This is a genomic window from Actinoplanes sp. NPDC020271 (genome assembly GCF_044388125.1).
In the GTDB taxonomy this organism is placed as follows: Bacteria; Actinomycetota; Actinomycetes; order Mycobacteriales; family Micromonosporaceae; genus Actinoplanes.
The window spans coordinates 39,187-61,970 of the sequence record NZ_JBIRWQ010000015.1 but is presented as its reverse complement, the minus strand read 5'-3'; the positions used below and the strand labels follow the sequence as shown (position 1 = coordinate 61,970).

Sequence of the window (22,784 nt, the reverse complement as noted above, 5' to 3'; positions counted from 1 at the left end):
CGGACCGGAACTGCGCAGTCGGTGCAGCGAAGAGGCGGATCGCAGTGCGGCCCGTCACCGTACGGCGAAGGATTGTTCTACGATCTGGGCGTGACTGACGAGTGGGGCGCCCAGCTCGCGGGTGATCGGGCGCTGCTCGACCGCGGCAGCACGGCGGAACGGGTGGCGGACATCCTGCGGCAGCGGATCACCGAGGGAGTGTTCCTGCCCGGCACCCGGCTCAGTGAGGAGAGCCTGCGCGAGGCGCTCGGCATCTCGCGGAACACGTTGCGCGAGGCGTTCCGGCTGCTCGCCCACGAGGGTCTGCTGGAGCACCAGCTCAACCGCGGTGTCTTCGTCCGGTTGCTGAGCACCGCCGACATCCGGGACCTGTACGCGATCCGCCGCATCCTGGAGTGCGGCGCCCTGCGCAACCTGTCGACGGTGCCCGCGGAAGCGGCGGCGCAGGCGGGTGCGGCGATCGAGGCCGCCGAGGACGCGGCGGCGCGTGGCGACTGGGGTGCGGTCGGTACCGCGAACATGCGGTTCCACCAGGCGATCGCGGATCTGGCCGGCAGCCGCCGGGTGGCCGAGACGGTTCGCGGGCTGCTGGCCGAGTTGCGCCTGGTCTTCCTGGTGGTGGCCGACCCGCGGCAGCTGCACGAGCCGTACCTGGCCGGCAATCGCGCGCTCTACGAACTGCTCGCCGCGGGTGACGCGCGCGCGGCCGAGGAGGCGCTGCAACGCTACTTCGACGACGCGGAGGCGCAGCTGCTGGCCGCCTACGCCGCCGCGGCTCGATGAGCAGGGGCCGGTAAGACCACGGGTGGCGGCGGAGACCCTCACCGGCCGGCCGCAGACGCTCTGACGAAGGTGACGGCGGTTCCCGGCCGAGCCTGCCCCACCAGATCCACATCAGCCGGATCCACCACCCCGATCACCGGATAACCCCCGGTCGTCGGATGGTCGGCCAGGAAGATCAGCGGCTGCCCGTTCGCCGGCACCTGGACCGCGCCGAGCACGAGACCTTCGCTGGGCAGCTCACCGGCGACCGCCCGGGTCAGCACCGGCCCGGTCAGCCGAGCCCCGACCCGGTCGGTCTCGTGCGACACGCGGTAGACCGCCGTGAACAGCGTCGCCCGGGCATCCCCGGTGAACCAGTCGTCGCGCGGCCCGGGCCACACCCGTAGCCGCAGCTCACTCCCGGGGGAGGGGTAGGGCGCCACATCCACTCCGGGCGGCGGCCCGAACACCGCCCCGACCGGCAGCACGTCGCCGTCACGTACCTGCTCGGGTCCCAGCCCGGAGAGCGTGTCGGTGGCCCGGCTACCCAGCACCGGAGGCACCGCTATCCCGCCGCCGACGGCGAGATAGACCCGCAGCCCCGCGCGTGCCTGACCGATCGTGATCATCGCTCCGGCCGGCACCGCCAGGGGCAGGCCCGGGTCGGCGGGGCGATCGCCGACGCGTACCGAGCACGGCGCACCGGTCACCGCGACGGTCATCGCCCGCCCGGCCCGCAGCCGCACGCCACCGAGCAGGATCTCCAGCCCCGCGGCATCCTCCGGGTTGCCGGCCAGGCGGTTCGCCAGCCGCAGCGCGCCGCTGTCGGCCGCACCGGAGCGCGGCACCCCGAGGTGAGCGAACCCCGGCCGCCCGAGATCCTGCACCGTGGTCCGCGCGCCCGCGCGCACCACCTCCAGCACCGCGCTCACCGGACCTCGACGAATCGGACGGTGGCACCCGGTGTGAGCAGCGCCGGCGGGTCATTTTCGAGATCGAAGAGAACGGCCTCGGTACGGCCGATGCACTGCCACCCGCCCGGTGACGCGCTCGGGTACACCCCGCTGTACGGCCCCGCCAGCGCGACCGTTCCCGCCGGCACCCGGGTCCGTGGCGACGACCGGCGAGCCACGTGATGCCGCGCCCCGAGCCCGGTCAGGTACGCGAACCCGGGTGCGAACCCGCAGAACGCCACCCGGAACTCGGTCCCCGAGTGGATGCGCGCGACCCCCGCCCGATCGGTGTCCCACATCGTCGCCACGTCGTCGAGGTCGGCGCCGTCGTACCGCGTCGGGATCTCGATCGTGGTCAGCGGCCCGGCGGCGGACGACGGCGCCCGAGTCCCACCGGCCTCCACGAGTGACCGGATCCGATCAGGATCGGTGACCCCGTCGACCAGTACCGTGCGTGCCGCCGGAACGATCTCCGTCGCGGTCAGCGCGCCCTCGGCCCGAGCCGCGACCAGCAGGTCGTAGGCGGTGGAGACGGCGGCCTCGTCGTCCCACTCCAGGAGGACGGCCGAGGGCCCGGCCCGGCGTGCACGCATGGTGGCTCACTTTCGGCGGAGATACACAGTCTTCACATTGAGGTATTGCCGGATTGTTGAACGATTCCTAGAGTGTGGCACACGGCACCACGCAGCCCACGACCACCCCCAGGTAGGAGCTCGCCATGCATGCCAGTCGTCGCGTCATCCTCGCCGGTCTCGTCGGCACCTCCCTCGAGTGGTACGACTTCTTCCTCTACGCGTCCGCCGCGGCACTCGTCTTCGGCAAGTTGTTCTTTCCGAGCTTCGAGCCGCTCACCGCGACGTTGCTCGCCTTCGCCACCTACGCGGTGGGTTTCGTCGCCCGGCCGCTCGGCGGCATCCTCTTCGGTCACTTCGGTGACCGGAACGGTCGCAAAGGCGTCCTCGTCGCCACCCTGCTGCTGATGGGCGGCGCCACGTTCCTCGTCGGACTGCTGCCGAGCTACTCCACGTTCGGTGCCGCCGCCCCGATTCTGCTGGTCACACTGCGTTTCCTTCAAGGCCTCGGCCTCGGCGGCGAGTGGGGTGGCGCGGTGGTGATGTCCCTCGAGCACGGCGACCCGCAGCGTCGCGGGCTCTCCGCGTCCTGGCCGCAGGTCGGCGTCCCGGCCGGGAACCTGCTCGCCTCCGGCGTGCTCTGGCTGCTCTCCGCGACCCTTTCGGAGAGCTCCTTTCTCGGCTGGGGATGGCGCATCCCGTTCCTTCTTTCTGGCCTGCTTGTGCTGGTGGGCCTATGGATCCGGGTCGCGGTCACGGAGTCGCCGGCGTTTGCGGAGCTCGCTGCGCAGGGCAGCCGCCCGAAACTTCCGCTGATCGAGGTGCTGCGCCGCCACCCGCGCGGGCTGCTGGTCGCGATGGCCGCACGGATCGGCACCGACGTCGCTTTCTACACCTTTTCCCTGTACGTCCTGACGTACGTGACCCGTACCGTGGGTCTGCCCCGGACGGTCGCGTTGACCGGTGTGCTCGTCGCGTCCGCACTGCAACTGGTCCTGATCCCACTGTTCGGCGGCCTGTCCGACCGGGTCGGCCGCCGTCCCGTCTACGCGGCCGGGGCGGTGGCGGCCGCGGCGTGGAGTTTCGCCTTCTTCCCGCTGCTCGACACGGCGAATACTGTCGTCATCGTGCTGACCGTGGTGGTGGCGCTGGCCACGCACGCCGCGATGTACGGGCCGCAGGCCGCCTTCGTGGCGGAGCTCTTCTCCACGCGGCTGCGGTACTCGGGGGCGTCGATGGGCTACCAGATCGCCGGCATCCTCGGCGGCGCACTCGCCCCGATCATCGCGATCAAGCTCGTGGCGGCGACCGGCAGTGCGTTCGCGGTCTCCGTCTACGTGGCGGCGGCACTGGGGCTGACGCTGGTGGCGCTGGCCTTCGCCCCGGAGACGTCCCGCCACCCGGCCACCGACGACATCCCGGCCCCACCGGCGACGAGGACGACACTCCCGGCGTGAAGTCCACGGTAGATTCTGCGGCTGCAGAGGGGTCGACGGAAGGCTACGGGGATGGATGCCAGGACCGAGGAACTGCGCGACGCGCACGACGTGCTGTCCGAGTACTACGCGAAGAATTTCGCCGGCCTGCTGGACGAACTGCCGGTCGAACGCGCCGTGCTCGACCTGTTCGCCGAGGTCACCCGCGCGACCGGCACGCAGGTCGCGGACGTCGGCTGCGGCACCGGGCGGCTCCTGCCCTACCTGGCGAGCCGGGGACTGTCACCGCGTGGGGTGGACCTCTCGCCGAAGATGATCGAGGTGGCCCGGCGGGACAACCCGGGCTTCGCTTACGAGGTCGCGGACCTGCGGCACCTGCCCTTCGAGGACGCCGCGCTGGACGGCGTGGTCTGCTGGTTCTCGCTGATCTACCTCGCACCTGACGCGAGGGTCCCCGCGTTCACCGAACTCGCGCGCGTGGTGAAGCCGGGCGGTCACCTGATCACGGCGTACAAGCTCGGCGACGGCACACTGCGGCGCAACGGGCTGAGCACCCAGCTCGGCGTCGACTTCGACCGGTACTTCCTGTCGGCCCAGGAGATGGAGGAACGTTTCGCCGCCGCCGGGTTCACCCTGGTCTTCCAGGGCAGCATCCCCGCGGAGGGCGTCGAGCCGCCCTACGGCTACATGCTGGTCCGCCGCATCACCGCCACCTCCACCGGTACCGGGACCGCCGCCGCGTGATCCTGCCTCGTGGACCTCGCCTCGCACTCGGGTGACCGGCCGGACGCGGCCTAGACTCGGCAGGTGACTGAGGACCTGGTCTCCGACGAGCAGCTCGCCGCGCAGTTGGACTACTACTCCCGGCGCGCCCCGGAGTATGACGACTGGTGGCTGCGCCGCGGCGCCTTCGACAAGGGCGAGGCCGAGAACACCGCGTGGTTCGCGGAGGCCGGCCTCGCCCGGACCGCTCTGCAGGACGCGGAACTCGGCTCCGACGTGCTCGAACTCGCCCCGGGCACCGGAAACTGGAGTGTCCACCTCGCACCCCGTGCCGCGCGGCTGACGCTGGTCGACGGCTCCGCCGAGATGCTCGCGCGCAACCCGGTCGCCGGCCTGCCGCACGTGCGGACGGAGATCGCCGACCTGTTCACCTGGGACACCGACAGCCGCTACGACAGCGTGGTCTTCACGTTCTGGGTGTCGCACGTGCCGCGTGAGCGCCTGCGGCCGTTCTTCGTGAAGGTTTCTTCCTGGCTGCGCCCCGGAGGGACGGTCTTCTTCGTCGACGACTCGCCCGCCTCGGTGGCCGAGCCGCACGTCACCGCGGCGGCCGGGCAGACGATGCGGCGCCGCCTGAGCAACGGCGACGGCGCCACCATCGTGAAGAATTTCTACACCGCCGGGGAGCTGATCGACGCCGCCGGCCGGGCCGGCCTGGACGTGCAGATCGGCGACACCGGCCGGTTCTTCCAGTTCGGGCTCGGCCACAAACGCTGACCCGGAGGTTTCGTCCCGCCAGGAAATCGCGCCGGCAGCCGGTCCTACGCGCGGGGACGGTTGTCGACGATGCGGCGGGCCTTGCCGATCGAGCGTTCCAGCGCAGCCGGCGGCACGACCTCCACCTTCACCGACACCCCGATGTTGTGTTTGATCAGCTCTTGGAGGCGCTGGGCGGTGCCGTCGCCCGGTTCGCCGTCGCGGGACTCGACGCGGACCGTCATCTCGTCGAGGCGCGCCGGCCGGTCGAGAACGCATTGGTAGTGGGGTGCCAGGCCGGGCACCCGCAGGATCAGTTCCTCGATCTGCGTCGGGAAGACGTTCACACCGCGCACGATCATCATGTCGTCGCTGCGGCCGGTGACCCGTTCCATCCGGCGCATCGGGCGGGCCGTGCCGGGCAACAGGCGGGTCAGGTCACGGGTGCGGTACCGGATGACCGGCATCGCCTCCTTCGTCAGCGAGGTGAACACCAGCTCACCGATCGAACCGTCACTCAACGCGGCGCCGGACGACGGATCGACGACCTCCGGGTAGAAGTGGTCCTCCCAGATGTGCAGGCCGTCCTTGGTCTCCGCGCACTCCTGGCTGACACCGGGACCCATCACCTCGGACAGTCCGTAGAGGTCGACGGCGTCCATACCGGTCCGTGACTCCACCTCCCGGCGCATGTCCTCGGTCCACGGCTCGGCGCCGAAGATTCCCACCTTCAAGGCGGTGGTCCGGGGATCGACGCCCTGCCGGTCGAACTCGTCGAGAATCGTCAGCATGTACGACGGGGTGACCATGATGACGTCCGGCTCGAGGTCGACGATCAGCCGGACCTGCCGTTCGGTCATGCCGCCGGAGACCGGGATGACGGTGCAGCCCAGCCGCTCCGCGCCGGAGTGGGCGCCGAGCCCGCCGGTGAACAGCCCGTACCCATAGGCGATGTGCACGCGATGGCCGGGACGACCACCGGCGGCGCGGATCGAGCGCGCCATCACACCAGCCCAGGTGTCCAGGTCGCGCTGGGTGTAACCGACGACGGTGGGACGGCCGGTGGTACCGCTGGAGGCGTGGATGCGCGCGATGCGCTCGCGGGGGACGGCGAACATCCCGTACGGATAATTGTCTCTGAGGTCTTTCTTGGTGGTGAACGGGAAGCGCCGCAGATCCTCGAGCGCACGACAGTCGGCGGGGTGAACGCCCGCCTCGTCGAACTTCCGGCGGTAGAAAGCAACGTTGTCGTAGGCGTGCCGCAGCGTCCGGCGCAGCCGCGTCAGTTGCAGGGCGCGCAGCTCGGCGGGAGAGGCGGTCTCGATCGGGTCGAGCATCGGATGCTCCCTCCGGCGATGCGTGACTGTTGCCCGCGTGTCACGTTGGATCCGGCGTCCGGAACCGGCGGCGGACAGCGACCGGTCAGGAGCCGGCGGCGGCCTGCTGAGCCTGCCAGACCGCGATCTGCACGCCGACCACGAAAACCTGCAACGACAGCGGAAGGCCGGGCAGGTCGGCCTCGATCGCGCCGGTCCAGGCGCTGGTGCGCTCCATCGAACCGGTCTGGACGCCGCCGACCAGCATTTCCTGGCGGTTGCCGAAGAACGAGGCGCGGCGGAACTCGTAGACCCGGCCGTCGGCCACCACCGACCAGTGTTTGCGGCCGGCCCGCTCGACCAGGGCGATCTCGTTGCCGGCCTCGTCGAACATCCGGTACTTGGTGCCCCACCCGTTGGATCGCACCTGGAAACGGTGCCCGTCGATCTCGAAGTCGCCGCCGCCGCGCCACCACGACGGGTCCCAGACGGTGATCGGGCGGCCGTCCGACTCGATCTCGTAGCGGCCGCGCCACATGCTCGTTCTCCTGGCCGTCAACATTCCCCGAGCGTAACCAGCCACGACAAAGGCGGCTCGCTCTTGAGCTGCCGGTCCAGGTCAGAAGGGATCCCGCCGACGCGGGAGCCGAGGAGAGCGCAGGTGCTGTACGGCCTGTCCCCCGCTCACGCGGAGGTCCCCGATTCGAACGGTGATGGAAGGAAGCACCCGCATGGCCTCGGCCCCCGCCTCACGCCGGGATCAGCTCGTGCAGCCGGTCAACAGTGTAGATCTCCGACCCGTCCGCGAGCCCGTCGGGCGCCTCCACCCCGATGAACGTGACCGGCTCTTCCGGCACCTCGCCGTCGAACATGATCACCTCGCCCTTGGCCCGCCACCGGTCGATCAGATACGCCGCCGTCAGGTATTCCCGTTCGACGAGCGCCCGCACCCGGTCACCCGTGGTGAACGCGTTGCCCTCCACCCGGTTGAACGCCGGCCGCCCGGTCAGGTAGAGGTGCAGCCACACGGCCTCCCACCCCTCCCCGCCCCGGGCGAAGACGATCGGTAGCGCCACTCGTCCCGGCCCGCGCATCACCGAGCGGGCCCGCACGGTCCGCGGGTCGAACGGCGCCCCCTCCTGCCCGGCGTCACGTGTCTGGTAGCCGAACATCGACTCGGCGACCTCGTCGAACGACTCCCCGGAGTAGATGTTGACCTGCGGCACCACGTACGGCGCGGCGACCGTCAGCGGCACGTCGATGAACTCGGTGGCCCCGTCCGGCGCGTCGGTGAGGTCACCGGAGTGCACCGCCCCGTCGTGCCGGTAGTTCGTCCACGACACCTGCCCGGCCTGGTGGAACGTCTCGTCGAGCAGCAGCACCGACAGGTCGTAGTCGGTGCTCCGGCTCGTCTGCCGCCAATACGTGAAGAACCGCAGCAGCTCACCGGTGACCGGGGCCCGCGACCCGCGCGGCAGCACCGCGAACCCGGCCTCGGACGTCTTCCCGGACAGCGGCAGAGCCACCCGCAGCACCCCCGGGTCGACCAGCAACGGCCGTTCCGGCTCGGGCAGCCGCGCGCCGATCTCCGCGTCGAGCAGCGCGGACACCTCCTCGACCAGCCCGGACGGCAGCGACGGACGCTCGTCCGCGCCGACCCAGGCACGGCGCGACCTGGTCACGTACATCCGGGAAGGGGCCGGCGTCAGCCGGTTGGCGACGTGCTCGCGCAGCGACAGCAGCACCCGCCCGGACGCGGAGGTGAGCGCCCCGGTGAGTGCCGTGACCACGGCCGAACGCTCCGCCTCCGGCGCGAGGCGCAGCAACCGGTCGGCCGAGCGCAGCAGCAGGCCCGGCGCGGCCGACAGCACCGTCGCGGCCGAGCCGATCGCCCCGTCCCGGAACGCCGCTTCGGCGCGACCGGCGATGGTGCGGACCCGGCGCTCGCCGCGCGCGACCGCGAACACCTCCCGTGCGTGCGGCCACTGGCCGAACTCGTGCGGGTGCAGGCGCTCGCCGAGCCGCTTCCACCGCTCGGCGTACCGGCTGATGTCGCCCAGCTTGGCCGGGCTCGCGCCGATGATCCGGTCGAGCGCGGCGAGCAGCACCCGCCGCTCCGGCCGCCGGAACGAGCGGAACCGGGTCGGCTCGGCCAGCGAGACGTCACCACCGGAGACCTGGCAGGCCAGGCGCAGCACGTCGGTCGTGGTGTCGACGGCGACCAGCGGGCGGCCCCGCGTCAGCCGGACCCCATTGAGCACGGCACGGTTCTCCCGCACCGGGATCTCGGCCGGCTGCGGACCGTCCACGCACGCGGCCGCCAGCTCGGCGAGAACTGCCAGGTCGGCCTCGCCGTGCGGCGTCGTGCTCCCGGCCAGCGCCAGGTAGAGCCGCTCCGCCTCCACCTCGGCGCTGTCGCCGAGATGCAGCACGGTCAGCCGATCACCGGTGGAGGCGATCAGCTCGTCACGGCGGAGGAGCATTTCCGCGTACGTGTGCTGGTAGGTGCCGTACCCCGGGAGGCCGAGCAGATCGACGGGGCCGGAGGGGACCGCCTCGCCGCCACCGACGAGCACGGCCGCGCGCAGCCGCTCGGCCCAGAACTCGATCGTGTCCGGCACCCCGGCCGGGAAATCGATGAAGTACGGGTTGTGCCGCACGTGGTCGCCGACCAGCTCGCGCGCCGCGGACACGACCGTGGCGGCCACGTCCATGGCCGGGCCCGGTGCGAGCCCGCCGACGTGACCGAGCAGCGCCCGCGACGCCGCGAACCCGGCTTCGAGCAGCGCCGCGTCGAGCTGCCGGGCCACGCCCGTGCCGTCGCCGGCGGCACCGGCGCTCGCCGGCACGCGCAGGGTCTTCTGGATGACGATCTTGTCGAGCATGTGGCACCTCGTTCCGGATGAAGTGGGCCGCCGGGGACTCGAACCCCGAACCCTTCGATCCCTGAGAAGAAGGAAGCGCCCCCATGACCGCTGACGCGGGGAGCGGAAGCACTGTTCACCCGAATGCTCTGCCAGTTGAGCTAACGGCCCGGCGAGGATCCTGCCACGCCCGTTCGCGGCGACGCCAACGGTTATCGCGACGGCGCCGGGCTCGCCGGGACGGTGACCGCCGGCTGCGGTTTGTTGAGCTGTTGCTGCTGCATCGTTGATGCGCTTCTGCTTCTGGAACGCCCCGTAGACGGCGATCGCCGCGACCACGATCGCGGTGCCGTTCGCGGCGGTTTCGGCCGAGCCCGATCCGTCGACCGGCCCGACCTTGGTGAGGCTGATGGGGGTGGAGAAGAGCGGCGCGGACCGTTCTGTCGTGATGTTCTGCACCGACCTCGGGTACTGGCATGAGGCCCAGCAGAAGAAACCCGGGGTCCGGGCGGATCGGGCGGTCGTCGAGTCGTTCGTGACGGAGAACGTCCCGACCGGCGACGGCGAGAAGCACTGGCTCGTCGACCGGCACTTCGACCCCGATACCGACCGTCGTGACCGCGCTGATGCCGGTCGGCGGCCTCGCCGAAGTGCAGGGCTCGGTGCTGAGCCCGCCGATCGGGGTGTGAACCGAGGTGCTGAGCCGGCCGATCGCGGTGTGAACCGGGGTCGGCCGATCACCCTCGCTGTCTCGTGATGTCTCGACTCTCGCGCGCCGGGGCACGTGGCGCACCAGGGAATGTCACTGGCCGCATCCGGGTCAGTCGGTGTCGGTCGCGGTCAGGACGGCCAGGCGCCGTCGGTCGGCGGAGACGACGGTCAGTTCTTCCGCGGTGTGGGCGGAGGCGAGCAGGGACGCCGCGGACCGCGTCCGGCGCTGATCGTAAACGGTCGAGGTGAGCCGGACGGCGGGTTCGACCGCGCCCGGTGCAAGGGCCGGCTGCCGCACGAGGCGGTTCAGCAGATCCCGGTACTGCCAGGGCGATTTGGGCGCGTTGCCGGAGCGCCGCCCCCAGGGGGTGCCCAGATTGACGACGAACTCGCGGTCACCGATGGTGAGCTTCTTCGCGGCGAGCCGTTCCAGGGCGGCCACGCTGTCCAGCTTGATGATCCCGGCCGCGATCGCCGGTGTCTCGTCACCCACGCCGAGCACTGTAGGACGCCGGCACACCGGACCGCTCGCATTTACGCGCGCGGAATTGTCAACAAAACGCGGGCTGATGCCGTACGCGCAAGCCTGGATTTTGAATTTCACCTCACACGAATTTCACCGTCCATTTGCGAGGGTCCACCGGCATCGCAATCGACGGGGAGGAATGCCGACAGTGGTTCGATTTCGACAGTGGGCGTGGGGGCTCGGTATCGCGACCGTGACCGCGGTGACCGCCTTCAGCGTCGCCTCCTGGCAGGCGAACGCCACGCCGAGCGCGCCGCCCAGCAGCCCGGGCGCGGCCGCCGCCGAGCAGGCCCGGGTCTCCGATCCGAGCCCGGTTCCGGAGGCCGCCGCCGGCACCGGCAGCGACCCGCTGACCACGAGCGAGGTGGACAAGGCGCGGGCGATCGCGCTCACGCCGCAGCTCGCCGCGGACGCGCAGGACGTGACCGGCAAGGCCGGCCCGGAGTATCTCGCGGCCGAGCTGGACGTGGACGGCTCCCGGCAGGCCGAGCTCTACTACTACGACTACCAGAGCGAGAAGCTGTTCAAGCAGGTCGTGGACCTGAAGAGCGGCAAGCTGACCAAGAGCTACTCGTCGGCCGGGATGCAGCCGCCGGCCTCGCCGCAGGAGGCGAGGACGGCGCTGGAGCTGCTGGTCGCGGATCCGGCGAGCGCGGATCTCAAGGAGGCCTACCGCAAGGCCACCGGCAAGACGCTGACCGGCACCGACGGCATCGAGCCGATCGCGCACATCTACACCGCGAAGCCGGCCGACAAGGGCGCGAGCCAGTGCGGGAAGAGCCGCTGCGTGCAGCTCATCGTGAAGACCGCCGACGGCCACTTCATCAACGTCACCGGCGTCGTCGTCGACCTGTCCGGGCGCACGGTCGCCCGCCTCAAGTGAGTGGAGAGCCCAGCAGCATGACGTATCGATTGTTCGCCGGCGCCGCGACGCTCGTGACCGCCGCCGCGCTGGCGGCCACCGCGCCCGTCGCCGCGCAGGCCGCCCCGGCCGCGGCGACCCCGTGCGGCGCCCAGGCGATGGTCAAGGAGACCCTGCCCAACGGCACCACCTGGCAGGCCTGCTGGCGCATCAACGACAAGGCCGGCCTGGTGCTGAGCAACGTCTTCGTGTCGACGAAGCGTTACCCCGAGCCGGTGCAGGTGCTCGACTCCATCCGGCTCGCGCAGCTCAACGTGCCGTACGACAACGGTGACACCGAGTACAACGACCTCACCGCGATCGGCATGGGCAGCTACGGCATGGAGACGCTGACCGGCGACGACTGCAAGGGCGGCTCGATCCGGCTCGGCTCCGACGGCGGCGGCGAACCCACCCAGCGCAACGTCCTGTGCGTGAGCGCCGAGCCGCGAGGCCTGGCCTACCGCCTGCACGAGCAGGAGTGGGACGACAGCAAGGACGAGCCCAAGGACACCTTCTACTCCCAGCAGGGCCACGACCTGGTGCTGCGCACGATCAGCAAGCTCGGGTGGTACGAGTACGTCACCGAGTACCGCCTGCACGACGACGGGCAGATCACGGCCCGGCTCGGCGCGACCGGCGACCTCGCCCCCAGCGAGTACTCGGTGGCCAGCAACGGCTGGCCGATCGGCAAGGGCGCCAAGGACTACTCGACCATGCACTACCACAACGCGTTCTGGCGGGTCGACTTCAACATCGCCGGCAAGGGCGGGGAGAAGGTCGAGCAGTACGACACCGCCACCGACGGGCGCGGCAGCATGACCGCCAAGCTCAAGACCACGAAGACGGCGATCGTCAAGGAGGGCACGTTCTCCCGGGTCAATCAGCGCTGGTGGCGCCTGGTCAGCCCGACCAGCAAGAACGCCGACGGGCACGCGCGCTCCTACGAGGTCGTCACCACCGGCGGCGACAAGTACGAGGGTCACCCGGAGACCAAGCCGGACATCACCTTCAGCCAGAAGAACCCGTGCGAGAAGTGGGCCAGCGACAACGCCTCCGACCCGGAGTGCCCGCTGGACATCCAGACCGTGGTGGACTTCGTCAAGAACAAGGAGACGCTGACCGACCCGGTCGCGTGGGTGCGGGTCGGCTTCCACCACGTGCCGCGCGACGAGGACCAGAGCCCGATGCCGATGCACTGGCAGGGCTTCGAGCTGGTCCCGCGCGACTTCACCGAGATGAACCCGTTGACCCCCGACGGGCGGGGCGGCGTGAACGGCAACCAGTCCGAGACGCGCTGACCCCCGGGCCGGCCCGGTTCGCCCCGGGCCGGCCCGTTCCTTGTCCGAAAGGGACCTCGTGAACCTTCGCCGCCTGGCCGCCGTCGTCGTGCTCGCCGTCGCCGGCGTCGCCGTCCTCCTGCTGCGCACCGGTCACCCACCGGCCCCGCCGCAGCCGGTCGCGGCCCCGGCCACCGCCGGGCCGTCCGGGATCGACGTGCACTACGCGCAGATGATGGTCGAGCATCACGAGCAGGCCGTCGCGATGAGCCGGACCCTGATCGCCAAGGGCGGCGCCCCGGAACGGATCCGGCTGATCGCCGAGTTCATCGTCCACGACCAGCAACGCGAGATCGACCAGACCAACGACTGGCTCAGCGCGTGGGGTGAGCCGCCGGCCGGTCCCGCCGAGGGCGGCGCCGAGCACGGGATGCTGACCGACGCCCAGCTGGCCGAGCTGACCGCTGCGACCGGCAGGGACGCGCCGGACGTCTTCCTGCGCCTGATGATCGAGCACCACCGGGGTGCGATCGCCATGTCACGCTCGCTGCTCGACGGGCCGGACGGCAACGCGTACATCCACAGTCTGGCCAAGCACGTCATCAACGAGCAGACCGCCGAGAACGACGCCATGGCCGCCCTCCTGCGTCACTGAATTGTTCGCAGAAGTTCAACGGTCAGCCGGGTACCAGCGCAATTCGACGGTATTGCCGTCGGGGTCCGCGACGTAGACGGAAATCGCATTCCCGCGCGCGCCGAAACGTCCGACCGGTCCCTCCAGGACGGTGAAGACACCGGCCGCGATCACCTCGTCCCAGTCCAGCGGTTCGACGACCAGGCACAGGTGGTCGACGTTGGAACCCGCCGGTGGGCGCCGGACGAGGTCGATGATCGTGTCCGCGGTGACCCGCAGTGACGGGAATCCGGCCTTCCCGGCGCGCCACTCGTCGACGCGCACCGGGGCGAGCCCCAGCGTCCCGCCGTAGAAATCGAGGGCCCGCTCGACGTCGGCGACGTTGAGGACGAGATGGTCGAACTCGGTCACGCGTACTGCCGCTGTGCTGTTCATGCCGTTCACGATTCCCGCATCGGGAACACCGTCCAAGCTCGATCTCGCCTACGATCGTTGACCCTGGGGCAATGAAGGGCGGGGCATGCTGGAGCGGCACGAGCTGGAGACGTTCCTGACGCTCGCCGGGGAACTGCACTTCGGGCGTACGGCCGAACGCCTGCACGTGAGCACGGGCCGGGTCAGCCGCGTCATCCGCCGGCTGGAACGTCGCGTCGGCGCGCCCCTGTTCGACCGCACGAGCCGCCGGGTCGCGATCACCGCGATCGGCCGGCAACTCGCCGACGACCTGGCGCCGCTCGTGGCCGGGATGGACGCCGCGCTGCTGCGGGCGATCACCGCGGGCCGCGGGGTGACCGGGCAGTTGCGGGTCGCGTTCCTCGGCGAGTACGTCGCGCCGGTCCTGTCGGCGGCGGTCGCGCTGTTCGGCCGCCGCCACCCGGAGTGCGACGTGCAGATCCGCGAGGCGCGGCTGCTCGACTCGCGGGCCGGCCTGATGGACGGCTCGGTCGACGTGCTGATCGCGTCGTTCCCGTTCGACGGCATGGCGACCGGCCCGGTGCTGATGGTCGAACGGCGGATGCTCGCGGTGGCGGCGGCGTCGCCACTGGCCGGGCTGGCGTCGGTGTCACTGGAGGTGCTGGCCGGGCATCCGGCCGTCCAGTACCCGGAGGTCACGTCGGCGGAGTTCAAACGGGACCGCACGCCGAGCCGTACGCCGGAAGGGCTTCCGATCCCCGAAGGGCCACGGGGCGCGACGTTCTCCGAGATGCTGTCGCTGGTCGCGATGGGCCGGGGTGTCCTGCCGGTCGGCGAGCTGACCGAGAAGTATCACCCGCGGCCGGACATCGCCTACGTGCCGATCGCCGACGCGCCGCCGATCGAGCGCGGGCCGGTCTGGCGCGCGTCGAACAGCACCGCCCGTGTCCTCGAGTTCGTCCGCGCCGCGGCCGACGCCAACCCGATCCAGTCTCAGCCCGTTTCCTGACCTCCGGCTTGCGGCGGGGCAGGCTGTCCGGCTCGGTGAAGCCGCCGGCGAGGGGTCTGTCGAGGGGGCCCGGCATCGAGACGGATCGGTCGGTGCCGGCCGTGCGCGCGACGCGGCAATGTGATCCGGCCGGCAGCGCGCCGCGAACCCCGGCTGGCTCTCACCGCGGTGATCCGGCCTCCGTGACGACGGTGAGAACCAGCTGAGACCTGGCGCCGGCGCAACGACCTCTCCGGTCGCCGGTCGCGCGTCGCGGCCGGGCACAGGTCCACGGCGGACGGCCGGCGGTCGCCTGAAGATCTGCGGCGGCGGTATGGCCGACCAGCGATCGGATTGGCTTTCGGGTGGGCTGGGTACAGAGCCGCCGGCGGGAGAGGCCCGCACGCGAAATGGAGTAAGTCATGCTGGTTATGGGACTCATCCTCTTGTTGCTGGGCATCCTGCTGAAGGTGTCGATCCTGTACACGATCGGCATCGTCCTTCTGGTGGTGGGCGCTGTGCTCTGGATTCTCGGAGCCATCGGCCGGCCGGTCGGTGGTCGAAAAGTCTGGTTCTAGTCTTACCCGTCAGCAACGCGAAAAGGGCGTCCCGCAACGGAGCGGGCGCCCTTTCGCGTAGCGGAACCCTGAAACAGGCGGATACCGAGCTCGGCAGACAAGCGGCTGTCTCGCAACCCGTTGCCGCAGCCAGCGCGAATATCGGCCGGCTGATCTCGGTCTCGGCCGCTCGTAGGACCCGCACGGTGCCGCTGGTGCGAACGCCGCGATGCGGAGGCGCCGGAGCTTGATCCGGTGTCCAACCTCCCCGGCAGAATGACGGCGCGGACGGGATCGCTTGGGGGAGATCGTCGATGCCGCGCTGAGATAGTAGATGCGGTGTCGCATGTGATCGAAGCGGACCAGGATGCGACGATCCGTCTCGTGAGCGGGCCGAAGTGGGACAACGATGCGTGGCAGCAGATCCGGGACGACGAGCAGTTCTGGACTCCGTTCGACGACCGCTTCCACTTTCGGGCGGGGATGGACCCTGCCACATGGCCCGCGATCAAGGAGCCGGCCGGTTCGGTGACGTTCGATCTCAGTGCTGTCTTCCAACGTGCCGGCGGCTTCTCCGCCGACGGGGATGCGCTGAACGAACAGGTTCTCTCCGCCATGACTGCCGTCTTCTCGGCTGACCTTCCTCTGGTCGCTCTCGATTGGCAGCACACGTCGTACTGGTTCTGGCCTCATCGGCAGGCCGTCGAAGGTCAGTCGTGGCGGGTCCCGGCCTTCCCCGACGGCGACTACCACGCGTTCATCACGCAAGATCTCGAACAGGGAACGTTCGGCCATCCTTGGGAGCAGACGATCTGTGTGTTCGGCCGCGACCTGACCGAGGTGCTCGTCCCGGAGTTCGCCCTGTGTCTGCCGGTGAAGCATAAGAACTGATCCGCACCCACCACGCGAGCCGGGGCGGGTGTCATCCCGAGGCGCCATCTCGTTGTCGCCGGTGGCCGCGTAGCCGGCTCAGGTCGCCCCGGCGAGGGTGGCGTGGTCTTCGGCGCATCCGGGGGCGCAGCGCCAGGCGAAGCAGGAAGCAGGCTCAGTCGCGCAGGCCGTCGGCCAGCAGGTCGAGCATCCGGCCGGCCTGTTCGGGGCCGGCGGCGGCCGACATGATCCCGGCCATGCTGGCGACCACGTCGTCCGGGCGGACATCGGTGCGCAGCCCGCCGCGGGCCCGCCCGGCGTCCAGGATCACGGCGACGGCACCGCTGAGGTGCTCGCGGGTGTGACCGGAACTGATCGCCCCGCTGGCGATCGCGGCGCGCAGGGCGTCGGCCATCCCGCGCTTGGTGGCGACGAAGTCCTGGTAGCGGCGCAGGAACTCGCGCATCGCCTCGAGCGGCGGCCGCTCGGCGGCCAGGTCCGGGGCGGACTCGCAGAGCCGGGCCAGCCCGCTGCGGTAGACCTCCTCGATCAGGGCCTCCCGCGACGGGAAGTTGCGGTAGAGCGTGCCGACGCCCACGCCCGCCTCCCGCGCGATGGCCTCGATCTTGACGAGGTCCTGCCCGGAGGCGAGGGCCCGGGTGGCGGCGTCGATGATCCGCTCCCGGTTGCGCTGGGCGTCCTTGCGCGCGGCGGGTCGCCGTTCGGGCACCGAGATCACTCCTCGACGGGCTAAGCGGAATCGATTCCGCTTCTGTTATGGTCGTCCACGGTCAAGCGGAATCGATTCCGCTTGGACTGCCATCGTAACGGGAGGGCCATCATGACCATGCACGGGAAGCTCGGCGACCACGACGTCCTGCGCGTCGGCTACGGCGCCATGCAGCTGGGGGACGGCGACGCCACGGCCGCCGTCACGATCCTGCGCCGCGCCGTCGACCTCGGCGTCGACCACCTCGACACCGCCCAGTTCTACGGCGCCGGCAAGGTCAACGACAGGATCAAGAGCGCCTTGCGGCCGTACGGCGTGAACCTGCGCCTGGTCACGAAGGTCGGCGCGGTGTCGCACCCGGTCGAGCACCTGGTCGTCGCCCAGAAACCAGCCGAGCTGCGGGCGCAGGTCGAGGAGAACCTGCAGGCGCTCGGCACCGACCACGTCGCGGTGGTGAACCTGCGCCGCACCGACATGCAGCCGGGCCTCGTCGCGACCGGCGACCAGATCGTCGACCTGGACAGCCAGCTGGCCGAACTGATCGCCCTGCGCGACGAGGGCAAGATCGGCGCGATCGGGCTGAGCCACGTCAGCCTCGACCAGCTTCGCCAGGCACTGCCGGCCGGGATCGTCTGCGTGCAGAACCTCTACAACGTCCTCACCCGCGACCATGAGGACGTCCTGAAGGAGTGCGAGGCGCGGGGGATCGCCTGGGTGCCGTACTTCCCGCTGGGTTCGGCCTTCGACCGGATCCCGAGTGTCAGCGCGCACCCGGTGGTCGTCGCGCACGCCGAGCGTCTCGGCATCACGCCCGCGCAGGCCGGCCTGGCCTGGCTGCTCGCGCACAGCCCGGCCACGCTGCTGATCCCCGGCACCCGCAGGCTGGACCACCTCGCCGAGAACGTCGCCGTCGCCGCGATCGAGCTCGACCAGGAAGCGATCACGGCGTTCGACGCGCTGGGCTAGACCAGTTGGTCGCGGCGGCGAGTGAGATGGGCGGTCTCGGCCGGGTTGGCGGCGAGTGCGATCGCCCGGTCGTAGGCCTCCTTCGACTCGGCGCCGCGGCCCAGGCGGCGCAGGAACTCGGCCCGGGCCGTGTGGAACGCGTGATACCCGGCCAGCGCCGCCTCGAGGCGGTTCACCGTGGCCAGGGCCACCTCCGGGCCGTCGAGCTCGGCGACCGCGACGGCCCGGTTCAGGGCCACGATCGGGGACGGGTCGACACGGAACAGAAGGTCGTAGAGGGCGACGATCTGCGACCAGTCGGTGTCCCGGGCGTCGCGGGCCGACGTGTGGACGGCGTTGATCGCGGCCAGGAGCTGGTAGCGGCCCGGCGCCACGCCACTGGCCAGGCGTTCCCGGACCAGAGCGTGACCCTCCGCGATCAGCGCCCCGTCCCAGGCGCCGCGGTCCTGCTCGGTGAGGACGACCAGGTCGCCGCCGGCCGAGACCCGGGCGGCGCGCCGGGCCTCGGTGAGCAGCATCAACGCGAGCAGACCGGCCACCTCGCCGTCGTCGGGCAGCAACGAGCGGATCAACCGGGTCAGCCTGATCGCCTCCGAGGTCAGATCATGGCGTACGGGATCAGGCCCCGAACCGGTCGCCAGGTAACCCTCGTTGAAGATCAGGAACAGCACCGCCAGCACCGCGGAGACGCGCACCGGCAGATCCTCGGAAGCCGGCACCCGGTACGGGATCCGCGCCGTCCTGATCTTGGCTTTCGCCCGGGTGATGCGCTGCTCCATGGCGCTCTCCCGGACCAGGAAGGCGCGCGCGATCTCGGGCACGGTCAGGCCGCCGACCATGCGCAGGGTCAGCGCCACCCGGGTCTCGACGGCCAGCGCCGGATGACAACAGGTGAAGATCAGCCGGAGCCGCTCGTCGTCGATCGCACCGACCGGCTCGGGCGGCTCGTGGTCGTACCCCATCGAAGCCTCCTGCTCCAACTCGTCGCGCCGCTTCTCGCGGCGGAGCCGGTCGATCGCCTTGCGGTTCGCGGTGGTGGTCAGCCAGGCGCCCGGATTCGGCGGGACGCCGTCGGCCGGCCACCGCGCGACAGCGGTCGCGAACGCCTCGGCGGCCGCCTCCTCGGCGACGTCCAGATCACCGAAGCGCCTGGCCAGGCCGGCGACGATCCGGGCCCACTCGGCGCGGTGGACCCGGGTGACCGCCTCGTGGACGCTCACCGGAACGGACGGACCTCGGTCTTGCGGTTGCACGCCCGCGACCCCTCCGCGGCCAGCTTCAACGCCACGTCCAGATCCGGCGCCTCGATGATCCAGAAGCCGATCAGGTACTCCTTCGTCTCGACGAACGGGCCGTCGGTGATCAGCCCGGCGCCGTTACGGTTGTCGATCGTGGTGCCGGTGTCCGGGCCGCCCAGGCCACCGGCGAAGACCCAGTGACCGGCGGACTGCAGGCCCGCGTTGAACACGTCGATCGCGGCCTGCTCCTCGTCGTCGGCCAGGCCGGTGCCGTCGTCGATCACCGAGATCAGGTACTGCATGTCGGACCAACTCCCGTGCGTCGGGGCCACCTCTTGCCGGCAGCCTCTCACCACTGCCACGAACCGGGCGGCCCCGAGCCGACAACACTCCCGGGGAATTCGCCCGGAATCCTGTCCGCGCGTGTCGGGGCGGGGCTCGGGTTCAATGGTCGCTTCGATGGGAGGACTCGATGGTCAAGGTGAAGATCCGGCCGGCCGATCATGACGCGTTCGTCGAGGCCGCGGCGGCGCTGGGCGTCAGCGTCGATCGGTGGCTCGTCGCGGCCGGTCGTCGTCAGGCGCTCGCTGACGCCGCGGTCAGGGGCCGGCCCGGCGCTCGGATCGTAACCGTGCCGGTGGCTGCCGCGACGGCGGCCCTGCTGGACGAGCACGCTGATCGGGCCGGGACGACCGATTGGGCGTACGCGGCGCGGCTGCTGCACGACGTGGTCGCCGCGCCCGCGGTGGACCCGGCGCAACTGTGGACCGAGGTGCTCGCGTCGATCGGGGAGGTGGTGGCGTCGGCGCAGCAGCGGGCGTACCTCGAGCGGATGTGGATCGACACGATCGTCGGCAGTACCGTGCTGCTCGTCGCGGGGGACGCGTATGCCCGGGACGTGGTGGAGCTGCGGTTGCGGGCGACAATTGCTGAGGAGCTGTCGCGGCGACTGGGGCGGCGGGTGCAGGTCGCGGTGACCGTCGAGGAAGCGCCGATGCCGGCTCGGCGGGTGCATCAGGAGCGGGATCGGGAGCGGCGGGAGACGCTGGAGCGCGCGCTGCGGAAGGTCCGCGACCTGCTCGACGGTCTCGAACCGGCGCGCGGCTGAGACCGACCCGAGGTTTGCTCCCGTGCCGGATCGACGCCGGGGGGAGTGGGGGTGGGTCTCACGACCGGCTGGCGGCTTGTGTGCGGGGTCGGAGATCTTCAGGGGTTCAGCAGGGCGATCTCGTTCTCGGTGAGGCTGCCCAGAGCGATGGTGCCCTGATGTTCTGCCACTGAAGTCACGAAGCCGTATGAGCCGTCGGTGGTTCGCAGGTCGTGTACCAGTCCGCCGTTCAGGTCGAAGGCCATCGCCCAGGCTATGGGGGTGGCCTTCGGGCGGACGGATTCTGGAAGGTTCCACACCAGCAGGCGCAGGAAGCCCGGTAGGGGGAGCAGGCGGTCCACCAGCGGGTTGCGGGGTGCGGCGATCGCCACCCAGAGCAGGTTGTCGCTGCCCAGCCACATGTTGTCCGGGAAGCCGGGGAGGTTCTCCACCAGTAGGTCCGTGTGGCCGTCCGGCCAAAAGCGGCGGATGCGGTATCCGGCGGTTTCGGCTACCAGCACGTACGTCTCGTCGGGGGCCAGGGCCAGGCCGTTGCCGAACTTGAGGTCGTCCAGGACGGTGGTGACGGCGCCGTCCGGAGTGCGGCGGATCAAGCGGCCGGTGCAGCTGTGTTCCATGATGTCGCCGAGGTGCTCGTCCAGGGTCCATTCGGTGGTGGACGTGGTGAACCAGATGGTGCCGTCGGTTGCCTCGACCACGTTGCTGGCGAACCTCAGAGGCTTGCCGTCGACCCGGTCGACCAGGACGTGGGTGGTGCCGTCCGGGCGTACCTCCACGAGGCCTTTGTCGTGGTCGCAGACCAGCACGCTGCCGTCTGCGCGGGGGTGCAGGCCCAAGGGACGGCCGCCGGTCTCGCCCAGCACGGATCTCGCGCCGGAACCGGGATCGATGCGGACGATCCGGCCGTCGGACAGGCCGGTGACGATGTGGCCGGTGTGGTCGAAGACGACGTCCTCGGGGCCGTGGCCGCCGGTGGGGAGGCGGCGGTCGATCCGCAGGGGTGCGGTCCGGCCCGGATCGGTCAGGGTGGGGGGAGTCCATCGGCGGGGGTGAATGAGGCGTCGGGGCATGTGGACCTCCGGAGGCTTTCCGTGAGTCTGCCCGGCCCGCGGTGCGGGATCAACGGGGTGAGGGAAAGGCAGAAGCCCGCCCGCTGGTCCTGGCGACCTGCGGACGGGCTGCAGCGGAGAAGCGGGAGGGTCAGGCGCCGTACTTGTCGAAGGGGACGGTCCAGTCGCCGAGGCCGTTGTAGATCGGGAGCTTGCGCGGGCTGTTCTTCACGTCGACCACGTCGCCGAGGATGAAGTTCTCGTAGACCCACTTGGCGTCCGACATGCTGAGGTTGATGCAGCCGTGCGACAGGTTGGCGCGGCCCAGCGAACCGTTCCACGGGGCGGCGTGCAGGAACTCGCCGGAGTAGGTGATGCGCGTGCAGTACTCCACGTTGTCGGACACGTAGTAGTTCGGGTTGCTCGGGTCGTTGACGCCGTAGCTCGCCGAGCTCATCGTGTGGTAGCGCTCCTTGGAGAGCACCACGTGCGGGCCGCCGGCGGTCCAGAAGCTGATGTGCTGGCCGTTCGCGCCGGTGGTGCCGCCGCCGCGGCCGAGGCTGCTCTTCATCGTGCGGACGAGCTTGCCGTCGATGTAGACCTTGGTGACGTGGGTGCGGTTGTCGGCGATCGCGATCAGCTGGCGGCCGATCTTGAAGTTGGTCGAGGCGTTCTTGGCGCCGTAGAGGCCCTTGCCGAGGCGGACGCCGAGCGCGTCGACCTTCACCTTGATCGTGGTGCCGGCCGTCCAGTACTTCGCGGGGCGCCAGTGCACGGTCGTGCTGTCGGCCCAGTAGAACTTGCCCTCGACCGACGGCGACGTGGTGATCTGGATGGCCTTCTCGGCCGCGTTCTTGTCGACGGCGCGGCTGAACGCGACGATGACCGGCTGCCCGGCCCCGTACGTCTTACCGGTCTTGATCGACGCCAGCCCGTTCGCCTGGAACGTCACGTCGACCGTGTGAGCCGGCTCGATCGTCTTGAACGTGGTGGTCTTCGTGCTCGACGCGCCCAGGCTGTCGGTGGTGGTCACGACGACCTTGTACGTCTTGTCGTAGGCCAGGTCGTCGGTCGACTCCCACGAGCCGTCGGACTTGAGCTCGCCGTCGACCTTCGTCTTGCCGGCGGTGACGGCGACCGACTTCAGCGTGCCGCCGGTGACGGTCACGGCGATCGGCTTGGCCGGGGAGATTCCGGTGGCCTTGTCGGCCGGGGTCACGGTCACCTCGACGGGCGCGGCGGTCGGGGGCGCGACCACCTCGTTGTTCGCCACCGACTCGGTGAAGACCGTGTTGTCACCGTTGGCCTTGCTGCCGCCCGACGAACAACCGGCGGCGGTCGCGGCGGCGGCCACGCCGAGCGATCCGATGATGACCTTGCGTCGCTGAATCATGGCTCTCACAATCGAGGGGGGTCACGGTGGCGCCCAT

The 22,784-nt window shown here is 70.6% G+C and carries 25 protein-coding genes and 1 tRNA gene; 13 read left to right on the top strand and 13 right to left on the bottom strand.

All coding sequences use genetic code 11. The annotated features are described in order from the left end of the window. The first annotated feature begins 90 nt into the window (after positions 1-90). The gene (locus tag ACH442_RS29245) at positions 91-783 is read left to right on the top strand and encodes a GntR family transcriptional regulator (protein ID WP_396341318.1); all 693 of its coding nucleotides are present in this window, start codon (positions 91-93) and stop codon (positions 781-783) included. Between the two features lie 38 nt (positions 784-821). On the opposite strand, the gene ACH442_RS29240 is transcribed toward ACH442_RS29245, so the two are convergent. Further along, positions 822-1,694 (bottom strand): biotin-dependent carboxyltransferase family protein, encoded by an 873-nt coding sequence (locus ACH442_RS29240; RefSeq protein WP_396341317.1) that lies wholly within the window; start codon positions 1,692-1,694, stop codon positions 822-824. After that, entirely contained in the window at positions 1,691-2,308 is a 618-nt protein-coding gene (locus ACH442_RS29235) for an allophanate hydrolase subunit 1 (protein WP_396341316.1), read from the bottom strand. Before ACH442_RS29235 ends, ACH442_RS29240 begins: the two co-directional genes overlap by 4 nt. Before the next feature lie 125 nt (positions 2,309-2,433). On the opposite strand from ACH442_RS29235, the gene ACH442_RS29230 reads away from it, so the two are divergent. From ACH442_RS29230 to ACH442_RS29220, 3 genes are all read left to right on the top strand, one after another. Beyond that, entirely contained in the window at positions 2,434-3,744 is a 1,311-nt protein-coding gene (locus tag ACH442_RS29230; protein ID WP_396341315.1) for an MFS transporter, read from the top strand. A gap of 51 nt (positions 3,745-3,795) precedes the next feature. Next, positions 3,796-4,467: a class I SAM-dependent methyltransferase gene (locus ACH442_RS29225; RefSeq protein ID WP_396341314.1), complete on the top strand. Its 672-nt coding sequence runs from the start codon at positions 3,796-3,798 to the stop codon at positions 4,465-4,467. 63 nt (positions 4,468-4,530) lie between these two features. Continuing rightward, positions 4,531-5,223 (top strand): class I SAM-dependent methyltransferase, encoded by a 693-nt coding sequence (locus ACH442_RS29220; RefSeq protein WP_396341313.1) that lies wholly within the window; start codon positions 4,531-4,533, stop codon positions 5,221-5,223. Between the two features lie 44 nt (positions 5,224-5,267). On the opposite strand, the gene paaK is transcribed toward ACH442_RS29220, so the two are convergent. The 4 genes from paaK to ACH442_RS29200 form a co-directional block, all read right to left on the bottom strand. Beyond that, positions 5,268-6,539 (bottom strand): phenylacetate--CoA ligase PaaK, encoded by a 1,272-nt coding sequence (paaK, locus tag ACH442_RS29215; RefSeq protein WP_396341312.1) that lies wholly within the window; start codon positions 6,537-6,539, stop codon positions 5,268-5,270. Between the two features lie 85 nt (positions 6,540-6,624). After that, the gene (locus ACH442_RS29210; protein ID WP_396341311.1) at positions 6,625-7,056 is read right to left on the bottom strand and encodes a hypothetical protein; all 432 of its coding nucleotides are present in this window, start codon (positions 7,054-7,056) and stop codon (positions 6,625-6,627) included. A gap of 211 nt (positions 7,057-7,267) precedes the next feature. Then, the gene (locus ACH442_RS29205; RefSeq protein WP_396341310.1) at positions 7,268-9,403 is read right to left on the bottom strand and encodes a hypothetical protein; all 2,136 of its coding nucleotides are present in this window, start codon (positions 9,401-9,403) and stop codon (positions 7,268-7,270) included. A 23-nt stretch (positions 9,404-9,426) separates the two neighbouring features. After that, positions 9,427-9,553 (bottom strand) — tRNA-OTHER (locus tag ACH442_RS29200). Positions 9,554-9,728: 175 nt separating this feature from the next. On the opposite strand from ACH442_RS29200, the gene ACH442_RS29195 reads away from it, so the two are divergent. Beyond that, on the top strand, positions 9,729-10,139 hold the full coding sequence (locus ACH442_RS29195; RefSeq protein WP_396341309.1) for a hypothetical protein: 411 nt from the start codon (positions 9,729-9,731) through the stop codon (positions 10,137-10,139). Between the two features lie 63 nt (positions 10,140-10,202). Here the strand turns inward: ACH442_RS29195 and ACH442_RS29190 are convergent, their stop codons facing one another. Next, complete coding sequence (locus ACH442_RS29190; RefSeq protein WP_396341308.1) at positions 10,203-10,586, bottom strand: DUF6183 family protein; 384 nt, start codon at positions 10,584-10,586, stop codon at positions 10,203-10,205. 181 nt (positions 10,587-10,767) lie between these two features. Here ACH442_RS29190 and ACH442_RS29185 point away from each other — a divergent pair, with 181 nt between their 5' ends. From ACH442_RS29185 to ACH442_RS29175, 3 genes are read left to right on the top strand one after another with little or no spacing between them, the layout of a single operon-like run. Next, positions 10,768-11,502: a hypothetical protein gene (locus ACH442_RS29185; protein ID WP_396341307.1), complete on the top strand. Its 735-nt coding sequence runs from the start codon at positions 10,768-10,770 to the stop codon at positions 11,500-11,502. A gap of 17 nt (positions 11,503-11,519) precedes the next feature. Continuing rightward, complete coding sequence (locus ACH442_RS29180; RefSeq protein WP_396341306.1) at positions 11,520-12,821, top strand: primary-amine oxidase; 1,302 nt, start codon at positions 11,520-11,522, stop codon at positions 12,819-12,821. A 58-nt stretch (positions 12,822-12,879) separates the two neighbouring features. Then, positions 12,880-13,455 (top strand): DUF305 domain-containing protein, encoded by a 576-nt coding sequence (locus ACH442_RS29175; protein ID WP_396341305.1) that lies wholly within the window; start codon positions 12,880-12,882, stop codon positions 13,453-13,455. A 15-nt stretch (positions 13,456-13,470) separates the two neighbouring features. On the opposite strand, the gene ACH442_RS29170 is transcribed toward ACH442_RS29175, so the two are convergent. Further along, the gene (locus tag ACH442_RS29170; RefSeq protein ID WP_396341304.1) at positions 13,471-13,869 is read right to left on the bottom strand and encodes a VOC family protein; all 399 of its coding nucleotides are present in this window, start codon (positions 13,867-13,869) and stop codon (positions 13,471-13,473) included. An 85-nt stretch (positions 13,870-13,954) separates the two neighbouring features. Here ACH442_RS29170 and ACH442_RS29165 point away from each other — a divergent pair, with 85 nt between their 5' ends. The 3 genes from ACH442_RS29165 (at position 13,955) to ACH442_RS29155 (ending at position 16,284) form a co-directional block, all read left to right on the top strand. Continuing rightward, positions 13,955-14,857, top strand: coding sequence for a LysR family transcriptional regulator (locus tag ACH442_RS29165; RefSeq protein ID WP_396341303.1), 903 nt, complete (start codon positions 13,955-13,957; stop codon positions 14,855-14,857). A gap of 401 nt (positions 14,858-15,258) precedes the next feature. Then, a complete protein-coding gene (locus ACH442_RS29160) occupies positions 15,259-15,414 on the top strand; it encodes a hypothetical protein (RefSeq protein ID WP_396341302.1) in 156 nt (51 codons plus the stop codon). A 318-nt stretch (positions 15,415-15,732) separates the two neighbouring features. Beyond that, positions 15,733-16,284 (top strand): DUF2716 domain-containing protein, encoded by a 552-nt coding sequence (locus tag ACH442_RS29155; RefSeq protein ID WP_396341301.1) that lies wholly within the window; start codon positions 15,733-15,735, stop codon positions 16,282-16,284. A gap of 154 nt (positions 16,285-16,438) precedes the next feature. Here the strand turns inward: ACH442_RS29155 and ACH442_RS29150 are convergent, their stop codons facing one another. Next, entirely contained in the window at positions 16,439-16,993 is a 555-nt protein-coding gene (locus tag ACH442_RS29150; RefSeq protein WP_396341300.1) for a TetR/AcrR family transcriptional regulator, read from the bottom strand. A gap of 111 nt (positions 16,994-17,104) precedes the next feature. Here ACH442_RS29150 and ACH442_RS29145 point away from each other — a divergent pair, with 111 nt between their 5' ends. After that, the gene (locus ACH442_RS29145; RefSeq protein ID WP_396341299.1) at positions 17,105-17,959 is read left to right on the top strand and encodes an aldo/keto reductase; all 855 of its coding nucleotides are present in this window, start codon (positions 17,105-17,107) and stop codon (positions 17,957-17,959) included. Here the strand turns inward: ACH442_RS29145 and ACH442_RS29140 are convergent. Together ACH442_RS29140 and ACH442_RS29135 are read right to left on the bottom strand one after the other, a co-directional pair. After that, complete coding sequence (locus tag ACH442_RS29140) at positions 17,956-19,179, bottom strand: RNA polymerase sigma factor (protein ID WP_396341298.1); 1,224 nt, start codon at positions 19,177-19,179, stop codon at positions 17,956-17,958. The two genes, ACH442_RS29145 and ACH442_RS29140, sit on opposite strands and share 4 nt — an antisense overlap. Then, entirely contained in the window at positions 19,176-19,499 is a 324-nt protein-coding gene (locus ACH442_RS29135; RefSeq protein ID WP_396341297.1) for a YciI family protein, read from the bottom strand. The genes ACH442_RS29140 and ACH442_RS29135 overlap by 4 nt, the downstream gene beginning before the upstream one ends. Positions 19,500-19,669: 170 nt before the next feature. On the opposite strand from ACH442_RS29135, the gene ACH442_RS29130 reads away from it, so the two are divergent. Next, entirely contained in the window at positions 19,670-20,305 is a 636-nt protein-coding gene (locus tag ACH442_RS29130; protein WP_396341296.1) for a hypothetical protein, read from the top strand. Positions 20,306-20,403: 98 nt separating this feature from the next. Here ACH442_RS29130 and ACH442_RS29125 read toward each other — a convergent pair whose 3' ends face one another. After that, on the bottom strand, positions 20,404-21,375 hold the full coding sequence (locus ACH442_RS29125) for an SMP-30/gluconolactonase/LRE family protein (protein WP_396341295.1): 972 nt from the start codon (positions 21,373-21,375) through the stop codon (positions 20,404-20,406). A gap of 130 nt (positions 21,376-21,505) precedes the next feature. Further along, complete coding sequence (locus tag ACH442_RS29120) at positions 21,506-22,747, bottom strand: Ig-like domain-containing protein (protein WP_396341294.1); 1,242 nt, start codon at positions 22,745-22,747, stop codon at positions 21,506-21,508. Between the last annotated feature and the right edge of the window lie 37 nt (positions 22,748-22,784).

Coding starts and splice junctions, on each gene's coding strand:
- ACH442_RS29120 (WP_396341294.1), bottom strand. CDS start 22,747: ATGATTCAGCGACGCAAGGTCATCATCGGATCGCTCGGCGTGGCCGCC.
- ACH442_RS29170 (WP_396341304.1), bottom strand. CDS start 13,869: ATGAACAGCACAGCGGCAGTACGCGTGACCGAGTTCGACCATCTCGTC.
- ACH442_RS29230 (WP_396341315.1), top strand. CDS start 2,434: ATGCATGCCAGTCGTCGCGTCATCCTCGCCGGTCTCGTCGGCACCTCC.
- ACH442_RS29180 (WP_396341306.1), top strand. CDS start 11,520: ATGACGTATCGATTGTTCGCCGGCGCCGCGACGCTCGTGACCGCCGCC.
- ACH442_RS29135 (WP_396341297.1), bottom strand. CDS start 19,499: ATGCAGTACCTGATCTCGGTGATCGACGACGGCACCGGCCTGGCCGAC.
- ACH442_RS29160 (WP_396341302.1), top strand. CDS start 15,259: ATGCTGGTTATGGGACTCATCCTCTTGTTGCTGGGCATCCTGCTGAAG.
- ACH442_RS29235 (WP_396341316.1), bottom strand. CDS start 2,308: ATGCGTGCACGCCGGGCCGGGCCCTCGGCCGTCCTCCTGGAGTGGGAC.
- ACH442_RS29165 (WP_396341303.1), top strand. CDS start 13,955: ATGCTGGAGCGGCACGAGCTGGAGACGTTCCTGACGCTCGCCGGGGAA.
- ACH442_RS29225 (WP_396341314.1), top strand. CDS start 3,796: ATGGATGCCAGGACCGAGGAACTGCGCGACGCGCACGACGTGCTGTCC.
- paaK (WP_396341312.1), bottom strand. CDS start 6,539: ATGCTCGACCCGATCGAGACCGCCTCTCCCGCCGAGCTGCGCGCCCTG.
- ACH442_RS29210 (WP_396341311.1), bottom strand. CDS start 7,056: ATGTGGCGCGGCCGCTACGAGATCGAGTCGGACGGCCGCCCGATCACC.
- ACH442_RS29205 (WP_396341310.1), bottom strand. CDS start 9,403: ATGCTCGACAAGATCGTCATCCAGAAGACCCTGCGCGTGCCGGCGAGC.
- ACH442_RS29130 (WP_396341296.1), top strand. CDS start 19,670: ATGGTCAAGGTGAAGATCCGGCCGGCCGATCATGACGCGTTCGTCGAG.
- ACH442_RS29145 (WP_396341299.1), top strand. CDS start 17,105: ATGACCATGCACGGGAAGCTCGGCGACCACGACGTCCTGCGCGTCGGC.
- ACH442_RS29125 (WP_396341295.1), bottom strand. CDS start 21,375: ATGCCCCGACGCCTCATTCACCCCCGCCGATGGACTCCCCCCACCCTG.